The organism is Streptomyces sp. NPDC046909 (assembly GCF_040644695.1).
Classification (GTDB): Bacteria; Actinomycetota; Actinomycetes; order Streptomycetales; family Streptomycetaceae; genus Streptomyces.
Map to the genome: position 1 here is coordinate 260140 of NZ_JBEYXC010000011.1, position 17901 is coordinate 278040.

Genomic DNA, 17901 nt, shown 5'->3' on the forward strand with positions numbered 1-17901 from the left:
ACCCTAAAAAGAGCCGCCCGCAAAGTCGTTGCCCTTTACACGACTGCCATACGACGATCAGCTCACCGCAGGCTGCGCACGTCGAGGTGCCTCAACACCCGGTCCACGACCTCCGGATCCGCCCCCGGCTCACTCCGCGCCGCCAGCACCTCGTGCCGCGCGGCGCTCATCATCTCGCCCTGGATCCGCCGCACCCGCTTCAGCCGCTTCACCCGCTGCTGATGCGCCTCCCGCCGTTCCTCGTCCCCCATGTCGGGGCTGATCCGCACTCCGATGTCGAAGGCCCGCCGCAGCATCTGCTCGGACAGCTCCTCCGGCAGCTCCTCGACCTCCTCGATCTCCTTCAACCGGCGCTTGGCCGCCTTGGCCGCCCGGATCGCCAGCGTCTTCTCGAACTCCTTCTCCCGCTCGGTGTCGGCCTCCACGCCGAGCCGCTTCACGAGCCAGGGCAGGGTCAGCCCCTGGAGCACGAGGGTCGCCATGATGACGCCGAACGCGATGAACACGATCTCGTCCCGGTCGGGAAAGGCCGACCCGTCGTCGATCTTCAGCGGAACCGCCAGCGCCAGCGCCACGGACGCCACCCCCCGCATCCCGGACCACCACATGACGACGGTCTCCCGCCAGCTCATCGGGATCTCCTCGTCGTAGTCCTGCTTCGCGTGCAGCCGCTTGGCGACCCAGGTCGCGGGCAGCAGCCACACCAGCCGTACGAGGACGACGACCCCCACGATCGCGGCCGCCCAGCCGAGCATCTCGCCCCACCGCCCGGACGCGGTCCTGACGGCGTTGTGCAGTTCGAGCCCGATCAGCCCGAAGGCCACCCCGGTGACGAGCGTGTCGACGATGTCCCAGAAGGTGTGCCCGGCGAGCCGCGTCAGCACGTCGTCGGCATCGGTGCCGTACTCGGCGAGGAAGAGCGCGGTGGTGAGCACGGCCAGCACTCCGGAGCCGTGCAGCTCCTCGGCGAGCACATAGGAGGCGTACGGCACGAGGAGGGTCAGGCCGATCTGCAGGGTGGCGTCGCCGAGCAGGTCCATGAGCTTGTTGGCGCCCCAGCCGAGGGCGACGCCCATGACGACCGCGACGACCGCGGACAGCACCAGTTCGAGCGCGGCCTCCCCGAGGTGGAACGATCCGCTGACGACCGCGGCGATCGCCACGTGGTACAGCACGATCGCCGTCACGTCGTTGAAGAGCCCCTCGCCCTCCAGGATCGACACCAGCCGGCGCGGCAGCCCGAGCTGCCCGGCGACGGCGGTCGCGGCGACCGGGTCGGGCGGCGCGACCAGCGCCCCCAGCGCCACGGCGGCGGCGATCGGCAGCCCGGGCACGATCGCGTTGGCGACGACGGCCACACAGAGCGTGGTGACGAAGACAAGCGCCACCGCCAGCAGGAAGATCGGCCTGACATTGGCCGCGAACTGCCGCCAGGACGTCCGCCGTACGGCCGCGTAGAGCAGCGGCGGCAACAGCAGCGGCAGGATCAGGTCCGGCGAGATCTCGACGTTCGGCACGAAGTCGAGCAGCGCGAGCACGATCCCGAGCAGGGTCATCAACACCGGCGCCGGCAGCCCGAACCGGTCCCCGACCGGGACACTCACCACGGCCCCGAGCAACAGCACGAACAACAGGGCCAACTGATCCACGGTCAGCACTCCGATGAGCTCTCGGCGTTCGGACGACAGACCTCAAGCCTGCCACGCCGCCGCTCTCACCAGCGTTTTCGGCGCCCCGCGCTACAGAGCGCGCCGCATCCCCCGGTGCGGGATGCCCGCCTCCGGGTACTCCGCCCCGTACGCCTCGTACCCCAGCCGCTCATAGAACCCCAGCGCATGGGTCTGCGCGTGCAGATCCACCGCCGCCAGCCCGAGCGCGCGTGCCGCGTCCTCGATGGCCCGCACCAGCGCCACCCCGACGCCCAGCCCCCGCGCCTCCTGGGTGACGGCGAGCCGCCCGAGCGACCCCAGCGTCAGGTCACCGCCGATCTTCTCGGCGGCCCGGGGGCCGTGCAGCAGCCGCCCGGTGCCCAGCGGCACCCCGTCCTCCCGCACGGCCAGGACATGCACGGCGACGGCGTCGTACGCGTCGTACTCCAGGTCCTCCGGCACCCCCTGCTCGGCGACGAAGACCTCCTTGCGCACCGCGAAGCACATCTCGCGGTCCGCGGGCTCCTCGGCGACCCGCACGGCGTACGACGGCAGGCTCATCCGTACGTCTCCTCGCGGACCTGGTCGAGGGCCTTCTGGAGGTCGGCCGGGTAGTCGCTCTCGAACTCGGCCCACTGCCCGTCCCCGGGGTGCTCGAAGCCGAGGCGGACGGCGTGCAGCCACTGCCGGGTCAGGTGCAGCCGCTTGGCGAGGGTCGGGTCGGCGCCGTAGGTCAGGTCGCCGACGCAGGGGTGGCGGTGGGCGGCCATGTGGACGCGGATCTGGTGGGTGCGGCCGGTCTCCAGCTTCACATCGAGCAGGGAGGCCGCGCGGAACGCCTCGATGAGGTCGTAGTGCGTGACCGACGGCTTGCCGTCGGCGGTCACCGCCCACTTGTAGTCGTGGTTGGGGTGACGGCCGATGGGTGCGTCGATGGTGCCGCTCGTCGGGTCCGGGTGGCCCTGCACGAGCGTGTGGTAGCGCTTGTCGACCGTGCGCTCCTTGAACTGGCGCTTGAGCGAGGTGTACGCCCGCTCCGACTTGGCGACCACCATGAGGCCGGAGGTGCCCACGTCGAGGCGGTGCACGATGCCCTGGCGCTCGGCCGCGCCGGAGGTCGAGATCCGGTACCCGGCGGCGGCGAGGCCGCCGATGACGGTCGGGCCCGTCCAGCCGGGCGACGGGTGGGCGGCCACACCGACGGGCTTGACGATCACCACGACGTCGTCGTCGTCATGGATGATCTCCATGCCCTCGACCGGCTCGGCGACGATCTGCACGGGCGCGGGCGCCCCCGGCATCTCGACCTCCAGCCAGGCCCCGCCGTGCACCCGCTCGGACTTGCCGACCACGGACCCGTCGACCTGGACCTTGCCCGCCGCCGCCAGCTCGGCCGCCTTGGTGCGGGAGAAGCCGAACATGCGGGAGATGGCGGCGTCGACGCGCTCGCCCTCCAGGCCGTCGGGCACGGGCAGGGTACGGACCTCGGGAACTGTGCTCACCCGTCGAGTATGCCGGACGGGTCGGACAGTCCCGAACGCGCGCTCAGTCCTTGTGGACGGTCCCGTCCGGGTCGAGGCCCTTGAAGGACAGCAGCACGATCAGGATGCCGCCGCACACGATCGCCGAGTCGGCGAGGTTGAACACCGCGAAGTGCTTCGGCGCGATGAAGTCGACGACCGCGCCCTCGAAGACGCCGGGCGAGCGGAAGATCCGGTCGGTGAGGTTGCCGAGCGCACCGCCCAGCAGCAGGCCGAGCGCGATCGCCCAGGGCAGGCTATAGAGCTTGCGGGCGAGCCGGGCGATGACCACGATCACGGCCGCCGCGATCACCGTGAAGATCACGGTGAAGGCCTCGCCGAACCCGAAGGCCGCGCCCGCGTTGCGGATCGCCTCGAACTTCAGCCAGTCCCCGATGATCTCGATCGGCGCGTGGTGCTCCAGCTTGGCGACCACGATCATCTTGCTGATCAGGTCGAGGGCGTACGCGAACGCGGCGACCGCGAACAGCACGGCGACCCGCCGCTTCCCCCTGGGCCGCGCCTCGGCGCTGTGCTGCCCCTCCGCACCGGCTGACTGCTCCGGCTCGGCCTCCGCCCCCTCCGGGGAGTCCGGCGTACCGATGATGCGCTCCGCCTCTGCCACGTGAGTCCCTCGACCTAGGTACCTGACTGAGGACGAGGGTACGGCACGCCCGACCGCACCCTCAGTACCGGCGTTCCTGCTTCTGCTTGCACTCCACACACAGCGTGGCCCGCGGGAACGCCTGCATCCGCGCCTTGCCGATGGGGTTGCCGCAGTTCTCGCACAGCCCGTACGTGCCCGCGTCGAGCCGCTCCAGGGCGCGCTCGGTCTGGAGCAGCATCTCGCGCGCGTTGGCCGCGAGAGCCATCTCGTGCTCACGCGTGATGTTCTTGGTCCCGGTGTCGGCCTGGTCGTCGCCCGCGCCGTCCCCGGAGTCCCGCATCAGACCGACCAGGGACTCCTCGGACGTCGTGATCTCGGAGCGCAGCCGCAGCGCCTCGGACTGGAGCTCGGCGCGCGCCTCCGCGACCTCCTCCGGGGTCCAGGGGTCCTCGCCGGGGCGGACCGCGAGCTCGCCCGGAGTCACCGCCGCGGCGAGGCGTGCCTTGGGGACGGCGGTCTTCGCCGCCGTGGCCGTGCCAGGAGTCTTCTTCGCAACCACCGTCGTGGCTCCCGTCTGCTGCGCGGCCTGCGCCGCGCCCGCCTTCTTGGCCGTGCTCTTGCCGGCCGCACTCTTCGTGGAGGTGCTCTTCGTGGAGGTGCTCTTCGCGGCAGCGCTCTTCTTGGCGGCCGCCTTCTTCGTCGCGGCGGCCGGCTTCTTCCCCGCGGCGGTCTCATTGCCCGCCGCCGACGCCTTCGCGCCCGCCGCTGCCGTCTTCGTGGCCGCCGTTTCCTTCGCCGCCGTTTCCTTCGCCGCCGCCTTCTTCGCCCCCGTCCTAGCCGCCGTCTTCTTCGCGGCGGTCTTCCCTGCTGCCGCCGCCGGTCTCTCGGGCCCCTCCTCCTCGACCGCCTTCCGCGCGGGAGCCGACTTGGAGGCGGTTTTGGAGGCCGTCTTGGATGCCGCCCGGGTAGCCGTCGCCTTCTTCGCCGGGGTCTTCTTCGCGGGACTCTTGGCGGCCGCCTTCCCCGCGCCGGCGCCGACCGTCTTCACGGCCTTCGCCGCCTTGGCGGCACCTCCCTGCGCGCTCTTCTTCCCGCCCACGTCCTTGGCCGCACCGCCGGAGGCCTCGGCAGGCCTGGTGCTGCCCGACGCCGACTGCTGTACGGCGGTCTTCTTCGCCACCATGGCCGCGGCCCCTTCACATATTGTGATCTTGCACGCGAATCGTGCTGGGACGATAAATCGACTTGAGTCCCACGGCAACGGGGCAGCACGCCCGATTCGCCCGGCTCGTGCCTGCCGCGCGTCGAGCCTGCATGCGTTGTGCCCAGCTCCCCGCCGGGTAATCCGCCGGATCGCCCGTCCCAAAATCCGAACACGCGTACCGCTCCATTCGAGTCACCCCAGGCCCGGACCGACCCGCCCTCCGGGTGCCCCGAAAACCGGTCGGCCGCTGTCCGTGCGGCGCCGTACACTGGGCGGAGCGAAAAGCGTGGATGGGGACGAGTAGCGACGTACGCAGCCCAGAGCGACCCGGGGACGGTGGAAGCCCGGGGGCGAGCGCGACGTGAAGATCACCCCGGAGCCGCCGGAAGAAACCCCGTCAGGGGCGTTAGAACCGGCATCGCGACCCCAATGAGGGGGCTCATCGGTGCGGAAGGCGCACCGGGGAGCCAAGGAGGGTGGTACCGCGGGAGCGCGCCGAAGGCGGCGTACAGGATTCGGCTCTCGTCCCTCCGGACGGAAGGCAGCAAGTCCGCCGGAGGAAGACTGATGACGCAGTACCGCCAGGTGCCCGCCCAGGTCGATCTGCCCGCGCTCGAGCACGCGGTGCTCGACTTCTGGCGCGAGCAGAAGATCTTCGCCAAGTCCCTGGAGCAGTCCGAGGGCCGCCCCGAGTGGGTGTTCTACGAGGGCCCGCCCACCGCCAACGGCATGCCGGGCGCCCACCACATCGAGGCACGCGTCTTCAAGGACGTCTTCCCCCGCTTCCGGACCATGCGCGGCTACCACGTGGCCCGCAAGGCCGGCTGGGACTGCCACGGCCTCCCGGTCGAGCTCGCGGTGGAGAAGGAGCTCGGCTTCAGCGGCAAGAAGGACATCGAGGCGTACGGCATCGCCGAGTTCAACGCCAAGTGCCGCGAGTCCGTGCTGCGCCACACCGACGCCTTCACCGACCTGACGAACCGCATGGGCTACTGGGTCGACCTCGACGACGCCTACGTCACGATGGACCCCGAGTACATCGAGTCGGTCTGGTGGTCGCTCAAGGAGATCTTCAACAAGGGCCTGCTGGTCCAGGACCACCGCGTCGCCCCCTGGTGCCCCCGCTGCGGCACCGGCCTCTCCGACCACGAGCTGGCGCAGGGCTACGAGACGGTCGTCGACCCGTCCGTGTACGTCCGTTTCCCGCTCACCTCCGGTCCGCTCGCGGGCGAGGCAGCGCTCCTGGTCTGGACGACGACCCCCTGGACCCTGGTGTCCAACACGGCGGTCGCCGCGCACCCGGAGGTCACCTACGTCGTCGCGACCAACGGCGAGGAGAAGCTCGTCGTGGCCGAGCCGCTCGTCGCCAAGGCGCTCGGCGAGGGCTGGGAGACCACCGGCCAGTCCTTCACCGGCGCCGAAATGGAGCGCTGGACCTATCAACGTCCGTTCGAGCTCGTCGAGTTCCCGGAACCGGCACATTTCGTCGTCAACGCCGAATACGTCACGACCGAGGACGGTACGGGTCTGGTCCACCAGTCCCCCGCCTTCGGTGAGGACGACCTCAAGGTCTGCCGCGCCTACGGCCTGCCCGTGGTGAACCCCGTCCGCCCCGACGGCACCTTCGAGGAGGACGTCCCCCTGGTCGGCGGCGTCTTCTTCAAGAAGGCGGACGAACAGCTCACCGAGGACCTCCAGCAGCGCGGCCTCCTCTTCCGGCACATCCCGTACGAGCACAGCTACCCGCACTGCTGGCGCTGTCACACCGCGCTCCTCTACTACGCGCAGCCGTCCTGGTACATCCGCACCACCGCGGTCAAGGACCGTCTCCTCCAGGAGAACGAGAACACCAACTGGTTCCCGGACACGGTCAAGCACGGCCGCTTCGGCGACTGGCTCCAGAACAACATCGACTGGGCGCTGTCCCGCAACCGCTACTGGGGCACCCCGCTGCCGATCTGGCGCTGCGAGGACGACCACCTGACCGTGGCCGGCTCCCGCGCGGAGCTCACCGAGCTGACCGGCACCGACCAGTCCGAACTCGACCCGCACCGCCCGTACATCGACGACGTCACCTTCGCGTGCCCCAAGGACGCCTGCGGCAAGACGGCCACGCGCGTGCCGGAGGTCATCGACGCCTGGTACGACTCGGGTTCGATGCCGTTCGCGCAGTGGGGCTACCCGCACAAGAACAAGGAGCTCTTCGAGAGCCGCTACCCGGCGCAGTTCATCAGCGAGGCCATCGACCAGACCCGCGGCTGGTTCTACACGCTGATGGCGGTAGGCACCCTGGTCTTCGACAAGTCGTCCTACGAGAACGTCGTCTGCCTCGGCCACATCCTCGCCGAGGACGGCCGCAAGATGTCCAAGCACCTGGGCAACACCCTGGACCCGATCCCGCTGATGGACCGTCACGGCGCCGACTCGGTCCGCTGGTTCATGGCGGCCGGCGGCTCCCCGTGGGCGGCCCGCCGCGTCGGCCACGGCACGATCCAGGAGGTCGTCCGCAAGACGCTCCTGACGTACTGGAACACGGTCGCCTTCCAGGCCCTGTACGCCCGTACCTCGAACTGGGCGCCCTCCGCCGCCGACCCGGCCCCGGCCGACCGCCCGGTCCTGGACCGCTGGCTGCTGTCCGAACTCCACGCGCTCACCGACCAGGTGACGCAGGCTCTGGAGGCGTACGACACCCAGCGCGCCGGCAAGCTCCTCTCGGCGTTCGTCGACGACCTGTCCAACTGGTACGTCCGCCGCTCCCGTCGCCGCTTCTGGCAGGGCGACAAGGCCGCGCTGCGCACGCTGCACGAGGTCGTGGAGACGGTCACCCGGCTGATGGCCCCGCTGACCCCGTTCATCACCGAGCGGGTCTGGCAGGACCTGGTGGTCCCGGTCACCCCCGGCGCCCCGGAATCCGTCCACCTGACGTCCTGGCCGGAGGCGGACCTCACCGCCATCGACCCGGAGCTGTCGAAGCAGATGGTGCTCGTCCGCCGCCTGGTCGAGCTGGGCCGCGCCACGCGCGCGGAGTCGGGCGTGAAGACGCGCCAGCCGCTGCGGCGCGCGCTGGTCGCGGTGACGGGCTTCGAGACCCTGAACCCGGAACTGCACGCGCAGATCACGGAGGAGCTGAACGTCGAGTCGCTGGCGTCCCTCTCCGAAGTCGGCGGCAGCCTGGTCGACACCACCGCCAAGGCCAACTTCCGCGCCCTGGGCAAGCGGTTCGGCAAGCGCGTCCAGGACGTGGCGAAGGCCGTCGCGAACGCGGACGCGGCCGCGCTCTCCCTCGCCCTGCGCGAGGGCACGGCGTCGGTCGAGGTCGACGGTGAGACGGTCGCCCTGGCTCCGGATGAGGTGATCATCACAGAGACCCCGCGCGAGGGCTGGTCGGTCGCCTCCGACTCCGGTGCCACGGTCGCCCTGGACCTGGAGATCACCGAGGAGCTCCGCCAGGCGGGCCTCGCCCGTGACGCGATCCGCCTGATCCAGGAGGCCCGCAAGAACAGCGGCCTCGACGTGGCCGACCGCATCGCCCTGCGCTGGACCTCCACCGACCCGGCGGTGATCGCGGCCCTGACCGAGCACACGCACCTGATCGCCGACGAAGTCCTGTCCACCGACTTCGCCCAGGGCGAGGCCGACGACACCTACGGCGAGCCCTTCACCGACGAGGGCCTGTCCCTGACGTTCCGCCTGCGCAAGGCGTAGCGCCCGGCTGTTGAAGGGCCCGGCTCCCGTGCAGGGGGCCGGGCCCTTCAGTGCGTCAGGACGACAGTCCGAACTCCGTATGCAGTGCACGGGGAATGTCCAGGACACGGACGGTGTAGGACGATCCGCCATCGACCTGGACGGCGACGCTGAAACCGCTGGAGGTGAGGATGGCCCGGATCGCCTCGGTCATCACGGTGAGGATCGTGTAAGCGTGCGACCGCAGCCATACGACAGCCTCGGCATGGGCGTCCGCCCCATCGACAGCTTCACGCAGCGAGGGTGCCGCCATCCAACCGACCCACACGTCCGGGTCGGTGCCAGGGTTGTGGACGATTTCCACCATCACCCCCGCGCCCGCTACGGGAACCACCGGCAGGCCCGCGGTCGCCACTTGGACGTAGATCTCATGTGCCACCCGCTCCAGGCGCCACTCAAGGGTCCGTTGCCATTCCGCCTCGGCCTGCTTCGCCCGACGTTTCCGCCCCATCCCCCGCACAGTAGCGCCGTCGCTTCGCCGACACGCGCCAAAAGGGCGAGGCCCCGGATCGAAAACCCGGGGCCTCGCCCTGAACGCTGCCGACGCCTATGGCGTACTACAACCCGTCAGTTGTCGTCCTCGTCGATGAGGAAGCCACGCATCGGAGAGGGTGCCTGGCCCATCGGGCCGGGGCCCTGCGGGCGGACCGGAGCCATCGGCTGGGTCATCGCCGGCGACATCTGCTGCTGGCCACCGTAGGACGAGGCCGCCGGAGCCGGGGCTCCGCCCATGCCGCCCGGGTTGCCGCCGTACGACGGGGCGCTCGCACCGGCCGGGGCCATCGAGGGCGCCGGGGACGGCGGAAGCGACGCGGTCGCCGGGGTGCGCGGCGGGGCCAGCGAGTCGTCGGCCTGGGTCTCCAGCTGACGCAGCTGCGACTCCAGGTACGACTTCAGGCGGGTGCGGTACTCGCGCTCGAAGCCGCGCAGGTCCTCGACCTTGCGCTCCAGCGTGGCGCGGGCGGACTCCAGGGAGCCCATCGCGACGCGGTGCTTCTCCTGCGCGTCCCGCTCCAGGGCGTCGGCCTTGGCACGGGCGTCACGCTCAAGACCCTCGGCACGCGAACGCGCCTCGCCGACGATCTTGTTGGCCTCGGAACGGGCCTCGGCGATCGCCTGGTCGGCGGTCTGCTGGGCCAGCGAGAGGACACGGGCGGCGCTGTCGCCACCGGGGCCCTGACCGGGACCGCCCATCGGGCCGCCCATGGGGCCACCCATCGGACCGCCCATGGGGCCACCCATCTGCTGCATGGGGGGCTGGCCGCCCATCGGACCCTGGCCCATCGGACCCGGACCCTGACCCATCGGACCCTGGCCCATCGGGCCGGGGCCCTGCGGGCCGCCCTGTCCGCTGGGACCGGCGGGCAGCTGCGGGGCACCGCTCGGCAGCTGGGGCGGGCCGCCCATGGGGCCGCCCATCTGCTGCTGCGGCGGGCCCGATATGCCGGCCGGCACGGGGCCACCAGGCCCACGCATGCCCTGCTGCGGCATTCCGCCCTGCTGCATTCCGCCCGGCTGCATCCCGCCCTGCGGCATACCCTGCTGCTGATCCTGGGGGCCGCCAGGGCCCTCCGGAGGCTTGCGCATGTTCTGCTGGTTCTGCGCGGCGGCACGCGTCGCCGCGGCCAGCTTGGCGCGCAGATCCTCGTTCTCGCGCAGCAGGCGCGTCAGTTCGGCTTCGACCTCGTCGAGGAAGGCATCGACCTCGTCCTCGTCATAGCCTTCTCGGAGGCGGACGGTCGTGAACTGCTTGTTCCGCACGTCCTCGGGGGTCAACGGCATCTCTTCACCTCAACGTAGTCATCGGCAGTCGGCAAGACCGTATCGTCCACTGTCACCTCGCGAGATTGCCCACGATAGAGATCAAGATGTAGACGATGATCATCAGTACGAAGAAGGACAGGTCGAGCGCCACGCCCCCGAGACGCAGCGGCGGGATGAACCGCCGCAGAAGCTTCAGCGGTGGATCGGTGACAGTGTAGGTGGCCTCCAGAACGACCACCATCGCCTTGCCAGGTTGCCACGAGCGGGCGAACTGGAAGACGTAGTCCATGACCAACCGGAAGATGAGCACGATGAGGAACACCATCAGCGCGATGTAGATCACCTGCGCGAACACGCCCATGGCCTGTCTTTCCCTCTCCCCTGTTCGTACGTCTTACCGGTCGGCTGTCTCAGCTCTGATTGAAGAACCCGCCCTCTGCGATACGGGCCTTGTCCTCCGCCGTGACATCGACGTTAGCAGGCGACAACAGGAACACCTTCTGCGTCACCCGCTCGATGCTGCCGTGAAGACCAAACACCAAACCGGCCGCAAAGTCGACAAGTCGCTTGGCGTCTGTGTCATCCATCTCAGTCAGATTCATGATCACCGGGGTGCCCTCACGGAAGTGTTCCCCGATGGTACGGGCCTCGTTGTAGGTCCGCGGGTGAAGCGTGGTGATCCTGTAAGGCTCTCGTTCCGACACGACCTTGGGCATGATCACCGGCGCGTTCTTCTCCAGGCTCTGGCGTTCTTGTGTGATGGACGCCACGGGCGCGATCCGCGCGGGGCGTCCCGATTCAGCGGCGAGCGAAGCGGAACGGGCGAGCGGTTCACGCGGCGCGGCCGGCTGTACGATTCGCACCTCTTCGTCCCTTTGGGACTGATGTGCACTGTGGGCCTGGTGCACCGGCTCGTGCCGCCGGTGGTCACGCTCGGGCTCCGGGTCCAGTTCGGGCTCGAAGTCGTCGTCGGGGTCGAATCCGCGGCCGTCGTACCCATCGTCCTCCACGAGGCCGAGGTAGACCGCCATCTTGCGCATCGCGCCGGCCATGCTCTGAGTCCTCCGCTCTGTGGTGGATCGGCTGACGACTGCCAATTGCCCGCGATCCACGTGGTCGTTGCGCCCGCCTTTCGGCGGTAATGACCATATTTTCTGCTGTGGTCCGACTTCTTGGCGACGTTACCCGAGCCTCGGGCGGACACCGAGTACCGCAGTGCCGACGCGCACATGTGTCGCTCCGGCCGCCACGGCCTGTTCGAGGTCCGCACTCATTCCTGCCGAGACCATGTTCGCAGCCGGATGAGCTCGGCGCAGGTCGGTCGACAAATCCATCAACCGCTCGAACGCCGCGAGTTCGCGTCCCGCGTAAGCACCGGTGAGCGGCGCGACGGTCATCAGACCCGCCAGCCGCAGACCCGGCGCCGCCGCCACGAGTTCGCCCAACTCTTCGATTCCATCGGGTCCGACACCCCCGCGGTCCCCGCGCCCACCCTCGTCCGCGTCGAGCGCGACCTGGATCAGACAACCGAGTTCCCGCCCCCGCCGCTCCGCTTCCTTGGAGAGCGCCGTGACGAGCCGGGCCCGGTCGACGGACTGCACCATATCGGCATAACCAGCCACAGAACGCACCTTGTTGGTCTGCAACTGACCCACGAAGTGCCAAGTCAGCGGCAGATCCGAACACTCGGCGGCCTTGGGTGCCGCGTCCTGGTCCTTGTTCTCGGCGACATCGCGCACACCGAGCTCCGACAGGTGCCGCACATCGCTCGCGGGGTAGGTCTTGGTGACCACGATGAGCGTCACCTCCTCGCGCTTGCGGCCCGCGGCCACGCACGCGGCGGCGATGCGCTCCTCCACCTTCGCCAGATTCGCGGCGAGTTCGCCCTTACGGTCCGTCATGCTCTCTCAGTCCAGCCAGACATATCCCGCGAGTCGCCCCGTGGTGCGATCGCGGCGGTACGAGAAGTGGTCGCCCGATTCCAGCGTGCACACCGGCGACTGCTCCCGGTCGCGCACCCCGAGCCGTTCGAGCTGCGCGTGCACTCCGGCGGTCACGTCCACCGCGGGAGTGCCCCAGCTCGTCTCGGCGTACGCCGCCGGCTCGACCGCGGCGACCTCGGCACGCATCGCGTCGGGCACCTCGTAGCACCGGCCGCACACGGCGGGTCCGGTGCGGGCGACGATCCGGGCGGGATCGGCGCCGAGTCCGGTCATGGCCCGTACGGCGGCGGGGACGACCCCGGCGACCATGCCGGGCCGCCCCGCGTGGGCGGCGCCGACGACTCCGGCGACCGGGTCGGCGAGCAGCACGGGTGTGCAGTCGGCGGTGAGGACGGCGAGGGCCAGTCCGCGCTCGGCGGTGACGACCGCGTCGACGGACGGGATGTCCGAAGCGGAACCCCACGGCTCGTCGACCACCGCCACCTCCGCCCCGTGCACCTGGTTCATCCAGACCACCCGCGCCGGGTCGATCCCGAGCGATTTGGCGGCCAGTTCACGATTCGAACGTACGACGTCGGGGTCGTCGCCGACCGCTCCGCCGAGGTTGAGCTCCTCGTACGGAACGGCGCTCACCCCGCCCCACCTGTCGGTGAAGGCGAAGTGCGCGCCGCTCACATCGCTCGTTCCGGAGCGCTGTCCTATCACTTCAGGAAGTCCGGCACGTCCAGCTCCTCGGCCGCGCTGTCCGAGTAGGTCCGCGACGGCGGGACCGGCGGCGAGACCGGGAGGTCGGCCAGCGGCTCGGGCGCGGGCTCCGGGTCCTCCTTCGGCGTGACGCTGCCGAGCGAGCCGAAGGACGGGCGGGACTCGGGCTGCCGTACCGGAGTCGGCTCGTCGCGGCGGGCCGAGGCCGAGGACGAACCGAGGACGGTGTCCCGGCGGGCCGGCGGCTGGCCGCCGTCGAAGCCGGCGGCGATGACCGTGACCCGGACCTCGTCGCCGAGGGCGTCGTCGATGACCGCGCCGAAGATGATGTTGGCCTCGGGGTGGGCGGCCTCGCTGACCAGCTGGGCGGCCTCGTTGATCTCGAACAGGCCGAGGTCGGAGCCGCCGGAGATGGAGAGCAGCACACCGCGGGCGCCGTCGATGGACGCCTCAAGGAGCGGCGAGGAGATCGCCATTTCGGCCGCGGCCACCGCGCGGTCGTCGCCGCGGGCCGAGCCGATGCCCATGAGGGCCGAACCGGCCTCGGACATGACCGACTTGACGTCGGCGAAGTCGAGGTTGATCAGGCCGGGCGTGGTGATGAGGTCGGTGATGCCCTGGACACCGGAGAGCAGGACCTGGTCGGCCGACTTGAAGGCGTCGAGGACCGAGACCTGGCGGTCCGAGATGGACAGCAGCCGGTCGTTGGGGATGACGATGAGGGTGTCGACCTCTTCGCGGAGTTCCGCGATGCCGTCCTCGGCCTGGTTGGCGCGGCGCCGTCCCTCGAAGGTGAACGGGCGCGTGACCACGCCGATGGTGAGGGCGCCGAGCGAGCGGGCGATGTTGGCCACGACGGGCGCGCCGCCGGTACCGGTGCCGCCGCCCTCGCCGGCCGTCACGAAGACCATGTCGGCCCCCTTGAGGACCTCCTCGATCTCCTCGCGGTGGTCCTCGGCGGCCTTGCGTCCGACGGCCGGGTTGGCGCCGGCGCCGAGTCCGCGGGTGAGTTCACGGCCGACGTCGAGCTTGACGTCGGCGTCGCTCATCAACAGCGCCTGCGCGTCGGTGTTGATGGCGATGAACTCGACGCCCTTGAGACCGACCTCGATCATCCGGTTGATGGCATTGACACCACCGCCGCCGACACCGATGACTTTGATGACTGCGAGGTAGTTCTGCGGTGCTGCCACGTCGAAGGCCTCTCGCCTCGAGTTACGTGTCGTCGTCTCGCGTGGTCATGCGATACGACGACGGATGCCGAATGGGACGGTCCATAGTGCCGACCCGAACCCTAACGTTGAAGTTTAGGGTTACCAGTGTGTCTGTTCCCTGGAGTCTTCTGAACAGGACACTAAGTCGACAAGTGGCGCACGTTCAACGAACACGCCGAACCTCCCGTTTTTCTTTTCACCCTATGTGATCAGCCGTAGCGGTAGCCAACCAGGGTGCTGGCCTGCGCAGATGTACGTCAACTCCCTGATGACGCAGGGGCGGTGGGAACCGAGACGTCGAAGTACCGCGCACCCGGAGCCGCTTTCATGAGAGCGGTGAGCGTACGGGCCTTCGCGGCACCCTTCTCGCCGCTCCCCCACGCGACGGTCCGGCCGCCGCTCAACTCCAGCGAGATGTCGTCGTACGAACGCACCTTGACGGTCCGGGTGCTCTTCGCGACGGCGGCCGGAAGGGCACCCGCGACCCGGACGGCTTCGCGGACGAGCCGGTCCTCGCCGAAGCGGCGCAGGCTCGCGGCGGCGGAGCCCGAGTCGGAGAGCGTCAATTCCAGTGCGGGGACGCCTTTCGGGGCTTGGGAAACCGTGGCAAAACGGACGCCGTCGTCGTCCACTTCGACAAACTTTCCGCCCTTTTCGACAATCAGAACCGGAGTGCGCTCAACCACTTTCAAGCCGATTCCGTGGGGCCAGGAGCGGACCACGTCAACCGAGTCAATTCGGGGCAATTTCCTGAGCAACCGTGCCTCAATCGCATCGGTGTCGACGGAAATCAGCGGCGATCCGACGGGTACGTCGGCGGCCTCGCGCACCTGTGCGGGCGTCAGGACATCGACGCCGGAGACCGACACACGTTCGACGCGCAGCCAGTTCGAGCCGTACAGGGCCCAGACGCCGCCCGCGCCCAGCAGCACCAGCGCGACGGCGAGGATGATGATCGTACGAGGCTGAGGCACCCTCAAGCGCCGGACGGGCGGCGGGCCGGACGACTCCTGCTGGCGTTCACCGCGCTCGGCGGTCGTCGTTCCGGCCACGCTGCCTGCCCTTCGCTCTACCTGAAACCGCCGTGCCTAACGGTGCGCACGGTTGGCGGCGATCGCCTCGTACACCATGCCGACGAGCAGGTCGTCGGCGTCCCGGCGGCCGAACTCGCTGGCGGCGCGGGACATCTCGTACAACCGGTGCGGGTCGGCGAGCACGGGCAGGACGTTCCTCTGGACCCACTCGGGGGTCAGTTCCGCGTCGTCGACCAGCAGTCCGCCGCCGGCCTTGACCACCGGCTGGGCGTTGAGCCGCTGTTCGCCGTTGCCGATGGGCAGCGGGACGTAGGCGGCCGGGAGTCCGACGGCGGAGAGTTCGGCGACGGTCATCGCACCCGCGCGGCAGAGCATCATGTCGGCCGCGGCGTACGCGAGGTCCATCCGGTCCACGTACGGTACCGGGATGTACGGGGGCATCCCCGGCATCTGCTGTACGTGCGGCAGTTCGTTCTTCGGGCCGACCGCGTGCAGGATCTGGATCCCGGCCTGCTGGAGGTAGGGCGCGACCTGCTGGACGACCTCGTTGAGGCGGCGGGCGCCCTGGGAGCCGCCGGAGACCAGCAGCGTGGGCAGGTTGGGGTCGAGGCCGAACATGTGCCGGGCCTCGGGACGGGCGGCGGCCCGGTCGAGGGTGGCGATGGTGCGGCGCAGCGGGATGCCGATGTAGCGGGCGTCGCGCAGCTTGCTGTCCGGGGTGGAGACGGCGACCCTGGCGGCGTACCGCGAGCCGATCTTGTTGGCGAGGCCGGGGCGGGCGTTGGCCTCGTGGATCACGATCGGCACACCGAGGCGCTTGGCGGCGAGATAGCCGGGCAGCGCCACATAACCGCCGAAGCCGACGACGGCGTCCGCCTTGGTGCGCTCCAGGATCTGCTCGGCGGCCTTGATCGTGCCGCGCAGCCGGCCCGGGACGGTGATCAGCTCGGGCGTGGGCTTGCGCGGCAGTGGCACGGCGGGGATCAGCGCGAGTTCGTAGCCGCGCTCGGGGACGAGCCGGGTCTCCAGGCCGCGCTCCGTGCCCAGGGCCGTGATTCCCACGGTGGGGTCCTGCCTGCGCAGGGCGTCCGCGAGGGCGAGCGCGGGCTCGATGTGGCCGGCGGTCCCCCCACCGGCGAGTACGACATGCACCGAAATTCACCGCTCTCCGGACGAGCGCGCCACCGAGGCGCGCCGTCGCATCGTGTTCCATCTCCGAGGTGCCGATCCACCCCCGCCACCCCGCTTTCTACCAAAGCGGGATTGCCGCATCGACAGCGCCGCCCGCGCAGCGGGCTCGTCGCGCGCGAAGGCGATCAGCAGCCCGATGGCGAACATGGTCGGCAGCAGCGCGGACCCTCCGTAGGAGAACAGCGGGAGCGGGACGCCGGCGATCGGCAGCAGGCCGAGCACCGCACCGATGTTGATCACCGCCTGAGCGGTGATCCAGGTGGTCACGCCTCCCGCGGCATACCTGACGAACGGGTCCTCCGTGCGACCGGCCACGCGGATACCCGCATAGCCTAGAGCCGCGAAGAGGGCCAGCACCGACAGCGTCCCCGCCAGGCCCAGTTCCTCACCGGTGACGGCGAAGATGAAGTCCGTGTGCGCTTCCGGGAGTTGCCCCCATTTTTCCACACTCGCGCCGAGCCCGGATCCGAAGATTCCGCCGGACGCGAGGGCGTAGATCCCGTGCACGGCCTGCCAGCAGGTGTCGCCCTGGCCCGGGTCAGTGGCGCCGATGCACTGGAGCCGGGCCATCCGGTTGGGGCTGGTCTTGATGAGGACCACGCCGATGAAGGCCGCGACCGACAGCACCCCGACGAAGAGCCGGGTGGGCGCCCCCGCCAGCCACAGCAGGCCGAACAGGATCGCTGTGAGAATGATCGCCGTGCCCATGTCGCCGCCGAGCATGATCAGCCCGAGCAGCATGAAGGCGACCGGAACCAGCGGCACCAGCATGTGCTTCCACTGGGTCAGCAGCTTCTTGTCCTGCTTGCGGGCGAGCAGGTCGGCGGCCCACAGCACGAGGGCCAGCTTGCCGAACTCGCTGGGCTGGATCTGGAAGGAGCCGCCGAGCGAGATCCAGTTCTGGTTGCCGTTGACCGACATCCCTATCCCCGGCACCTGCACCAGCGCCATCAGGAAGACCGCGCCCGCCAGGATCGGGTAGGCGAGCGCCCGGTGCAGCTTGACCGGCATCCGGGAGGCGATCAGCAGCAGCGCGGCGCCGATGGCGGCAGCAAGGAACTGCTTGCGGAAGAAGAAGGAGCCCGGCAGCGACATCTGAAGCGCGGTGATCTGGGAGGCCGAGTAGACCATCACAAGGCCCAGCACGGTGATCAGCAGACTGCCGCCGAGGATCAGGTAGTACGCGGTCAGCGGCCGGTCCCAGGCCTTCTTCGCGCGCGTGTAGAGCCGTCGTACGGGGTTGTCGCGCACCGGACGGGAAACGGCGGGACGTCTGACGGCCCGCTGCACGGGCGGTCGGCCGGTACGGCTGCTGGGCATCAGAGC

At 69.9% G+C, this 17901-nt stretch carries 16 protein-coding genes; 1 reads left to right on the forward strand and 15 read right to left on the reverse strand.

From position 1 onward, the window contains the following. Positions 1 to 62 precede the first annotated feature (62 nt). The 5 genes from ABZ928_RS33435 to ABZ928_RS33455 form a co-directional block, all read right to left on the reverse strand. Positions 63 to 1649 (reverse strand): Na+/H+ antiporter, encoded by a 1587-nt coding sequence (locus ABZ928_RS33435; RefSeq protein ID WP_361527214.1) that lies wholly within the window; start codon positions 1647 to 1649, stop codon positions 63 to 65. A gap of 90 nt (positions 1650 to 1739) precedes the next feature. After that, on the reverse strand, positions 1740 to 2210 hold the full coding sequence (locus tag ABZ928_RS33440; RefSeq protein WP_361527216.1) for a GNAT family N-acetyltransferase: 471 nt from the start codon (positions 2208 to 2210) through the stop codon (positions 1740 to 1742). Then, entirely contained in the window at positions 2207 to 3151 is a 945-nt protein-coding gene (locus ABZ928_RS33445; RefSeq protein ID WP_361527218.1) for an RluA family pseudouridine synthase, read from the reverse strand. The genes ABZ928_RS33440 and ABZ928_RS33445 overlap by 4 nt, the downstream gene beginning before the upstream one ends. Positions 3152 to 3194: 43 nt before the next feature. Continuing rightward, positions 3195 to 3794 (reverse strand): signal peptidase II, encoded by a 600-nt coding sequence (gene lspA / locus ABZ928_RS33450; protein ID WP_361527220.1) that lies wholly within the window; start codon positions 3792 to 3794, stop codon positions 3195 to 3197. Positions 3795 to 3855: 61 nt separating this feature from the next. Then, complete coding sequence (locus tag ABZ928_RS33455) at positions 3856 to 4959, reverse strand: TraR/DksA family transcriptional regulator (protein ID WP_361527222.1); 1104 nt, start codon at positions 4957 to 4959, stop codon at positions 3856 to 3858. A 588-nt stretch (positions 4960 to 5547) separates the two neighbouring features. On the opposite strand from ABZ928_RS33455, the gene ileS reads away from it, so the two are divergent. After that, positions 5548 to 8685, forward strand: coding sequence for an isoleucine--tRNA ligase (gene ileS, locus ABZ928_RS33460; RefSeq protein WP_361527224.1), 3138 nt, complete (start codon positions 5548 to 5550; stop codon positions 8683 to 8685). Between the two features lie 55 nt (positions 8686 to 8740). Here ileS and ABZ928_RS33465 read toward each other — a convergent pair whose 3' ends face one another. The 10 genes from ABZ928_RS33465 to ftsW all read right to left on the reverse strand — a co-directional run bounded on the left by ABZ928_RS33465 (position 8741) and on the right by ftsW (position 17895). Further along, positions 8741 to 9175: a hypothetical protein gene (locus ABZ928_RS33465; protein WP_361527226.1), complete on the reverse strand. Its 435-nt coding sequence runs from the start codon at positions 9173 to 9175 to the stop codon at positions 8741 to 8743. Positions 9176 to 9291: 116 nt separating this feature from the next. Next, on the reverse strand, positions 9292 to 10506 hold the full coding sequence (locus tag ABZ928_RS33470) for a DivIVA domain-containing protein (RefSeq protein WP_361527228.1): 1215 nt from the start codon (positions 10504 to 10506) through the stop codon (positions 9292 to 9294). Between the two features lie 52 nt (positions 10507 to 10558). Next, positions 10559 to 10849 (reverse strand): YggT family protein, encoded by a 291-nt coding sequence (locus ABZ928_RS33475; protein ID WP_037937545.1) that lies wholly within the window; start codon positions 10847 to 10849, stop codon positions 10559 to 10561. A gap of 49 nt (positions 10850 to 10898) precedes the next feature. Further along, a complete protein-coding gene (sepF, locus tag ABZ928_RS33480) occupies positions 10899 to 11540 on the reverse strand; it encodes a cell division protein SepF (protein ID WP_289915696.1) in 642 nt (213 codons plus the stop codon). 129 nt (positions 11541 to 11669) lie between these two features. Further along, positions 11670 to 12389, reverse strand: a complete 720-nt coding sequence (locus tag ABZ928_RS33485; RefSeq protein WP_361527231.1) for a YggS family pyridoxal phosphate-dependent enzyme — start codon at positions 12387 to 12389, stop codon at positions 11670 to 11672. A gap of 6 nt (positions 12390 to 12395) precedes the next feature. Further along, complete coding sequence (pgeF, locus tag ABZ928_RS33490) at positions 12396 to 13136, reverse strand: peptidoglycan editing factor PgeF (RefSeq protein ID WP_361527233.1); 741 nt, start codon at positions 13134 to 13136, stop codon at positions 12396 to 12398. After that, entirely contained in the window at positions 13133 to 14329 is a 1197-nt protein-coding gene (gene ftsZ, locus ABZ928_RS33495; RefSeq protein WP_361527235.1) for a cell division protein FtsZ, read from the reverse strand. The genes pgeF and ftsZ overlap by 4 nt, the downstream gene beginning before the upstream one ends. A gap of 278 nt (positions 14330 to 14607) precedes the next feature. After that, positions 14608 to 15402, reverse strand: a complete 795-nt coding sequence (gene ftsQ, locus ABZ928_RS33500) for a cell division protein FtsQ (protein ID WP_361527237.1) — start codon at positions 15400 to 15402, stop codon at positions 14608 to 14610. Positions 15403 to 15438: 36 nt separating this feature from the next. Then, entirely contained in the window at positions 15439 to 16536 is a 1098-nt protein-coding gene (gene murG, locus ABZ928_RS33505) for an undecaprenyldiphospho-muramoylpentapeptide beta-N-acetylglucosaminyltransferase (protein WP_361527239.1), read from the reverse strand. A 6-nt stretch (positions 16537 to 16542) separates the two neighbouring features. Next, complete coding sequence (ftsW, locus tag ABZ928_RS33510; protein WP_361527241.1) at positions 16543 to 17895, reverse strand: putative lipid II flippase FtsW; 1353 nt, start codon at positions 17893 to 17895, stop codon at positions 16543 to 16545. Positions 17896 to 17901: the final 6 nt, after the last annotated feature.

Coding starts and splice junctions, on each gene's coding strand:
- ABZ928_RS33440 (WP_361527216.1), bottom strand. CDS start 2,210: ATGAGCCTGCCGTCGTACGCCGTGCGGGTCGCCGAGGAGCCCGCGGAC.
- ABZ928_RS33455 (WP_361527222.1), bottom strand. CDS start 4,959: ATGGTGGCGAAGAAGACCGCCGTACAGCAGTCGGCGTCGGGCAGCACC.
- ileS (WP_361527224.1), top strand. CDS start 5,548: ATGACGCAGTACCGCCAGGTGCCCGCCCAGGTCGATCTGCCCGCGCTC.
- ABZ928_RS33465 (WP_361527226.1), bottom strand. CDS start 9,175: ATGGGGCGGAAACGTCGGGCGAAGCAGGCCGAGGCGGAATGGCAACGG.
- ABZ928_RS33470 (WP_361527228.1), bottom strand. CDS start 10,506: ATGCCGTTGACCCCCGAGGACGTGCGGAACAAGCAGTTCACGACCGTC.
- ABZ928_RS33475 (WP_037937545.1), bottom strand. CDS start 10,849: ATGGGCGTGTTCGCGCAGGTGATCTACATCGCGCTGATGGTGTTCCTC.
- sepF (WP_289915696.1), bottom strand. CDS start 11,540: ATGGCCGGCGCGATGCGCAAGATGGCGGTCTACCTCGGCCTCGTGGAG.
- ABZ928_RS33485 (WP_361527231.1), bottom strand. CDS start 12,389: ATGACGGACCGTAAGGGCGAACTCGCCGCGAATCTGGCGAAGGTGGAG.
- ftsW (WP_361527241.1), bottom strand. CDS start 17,895: ATGCCCAGCAGCCGTACCGGCCGACCGCCCGTGCAGCGGGCCGTCAGA.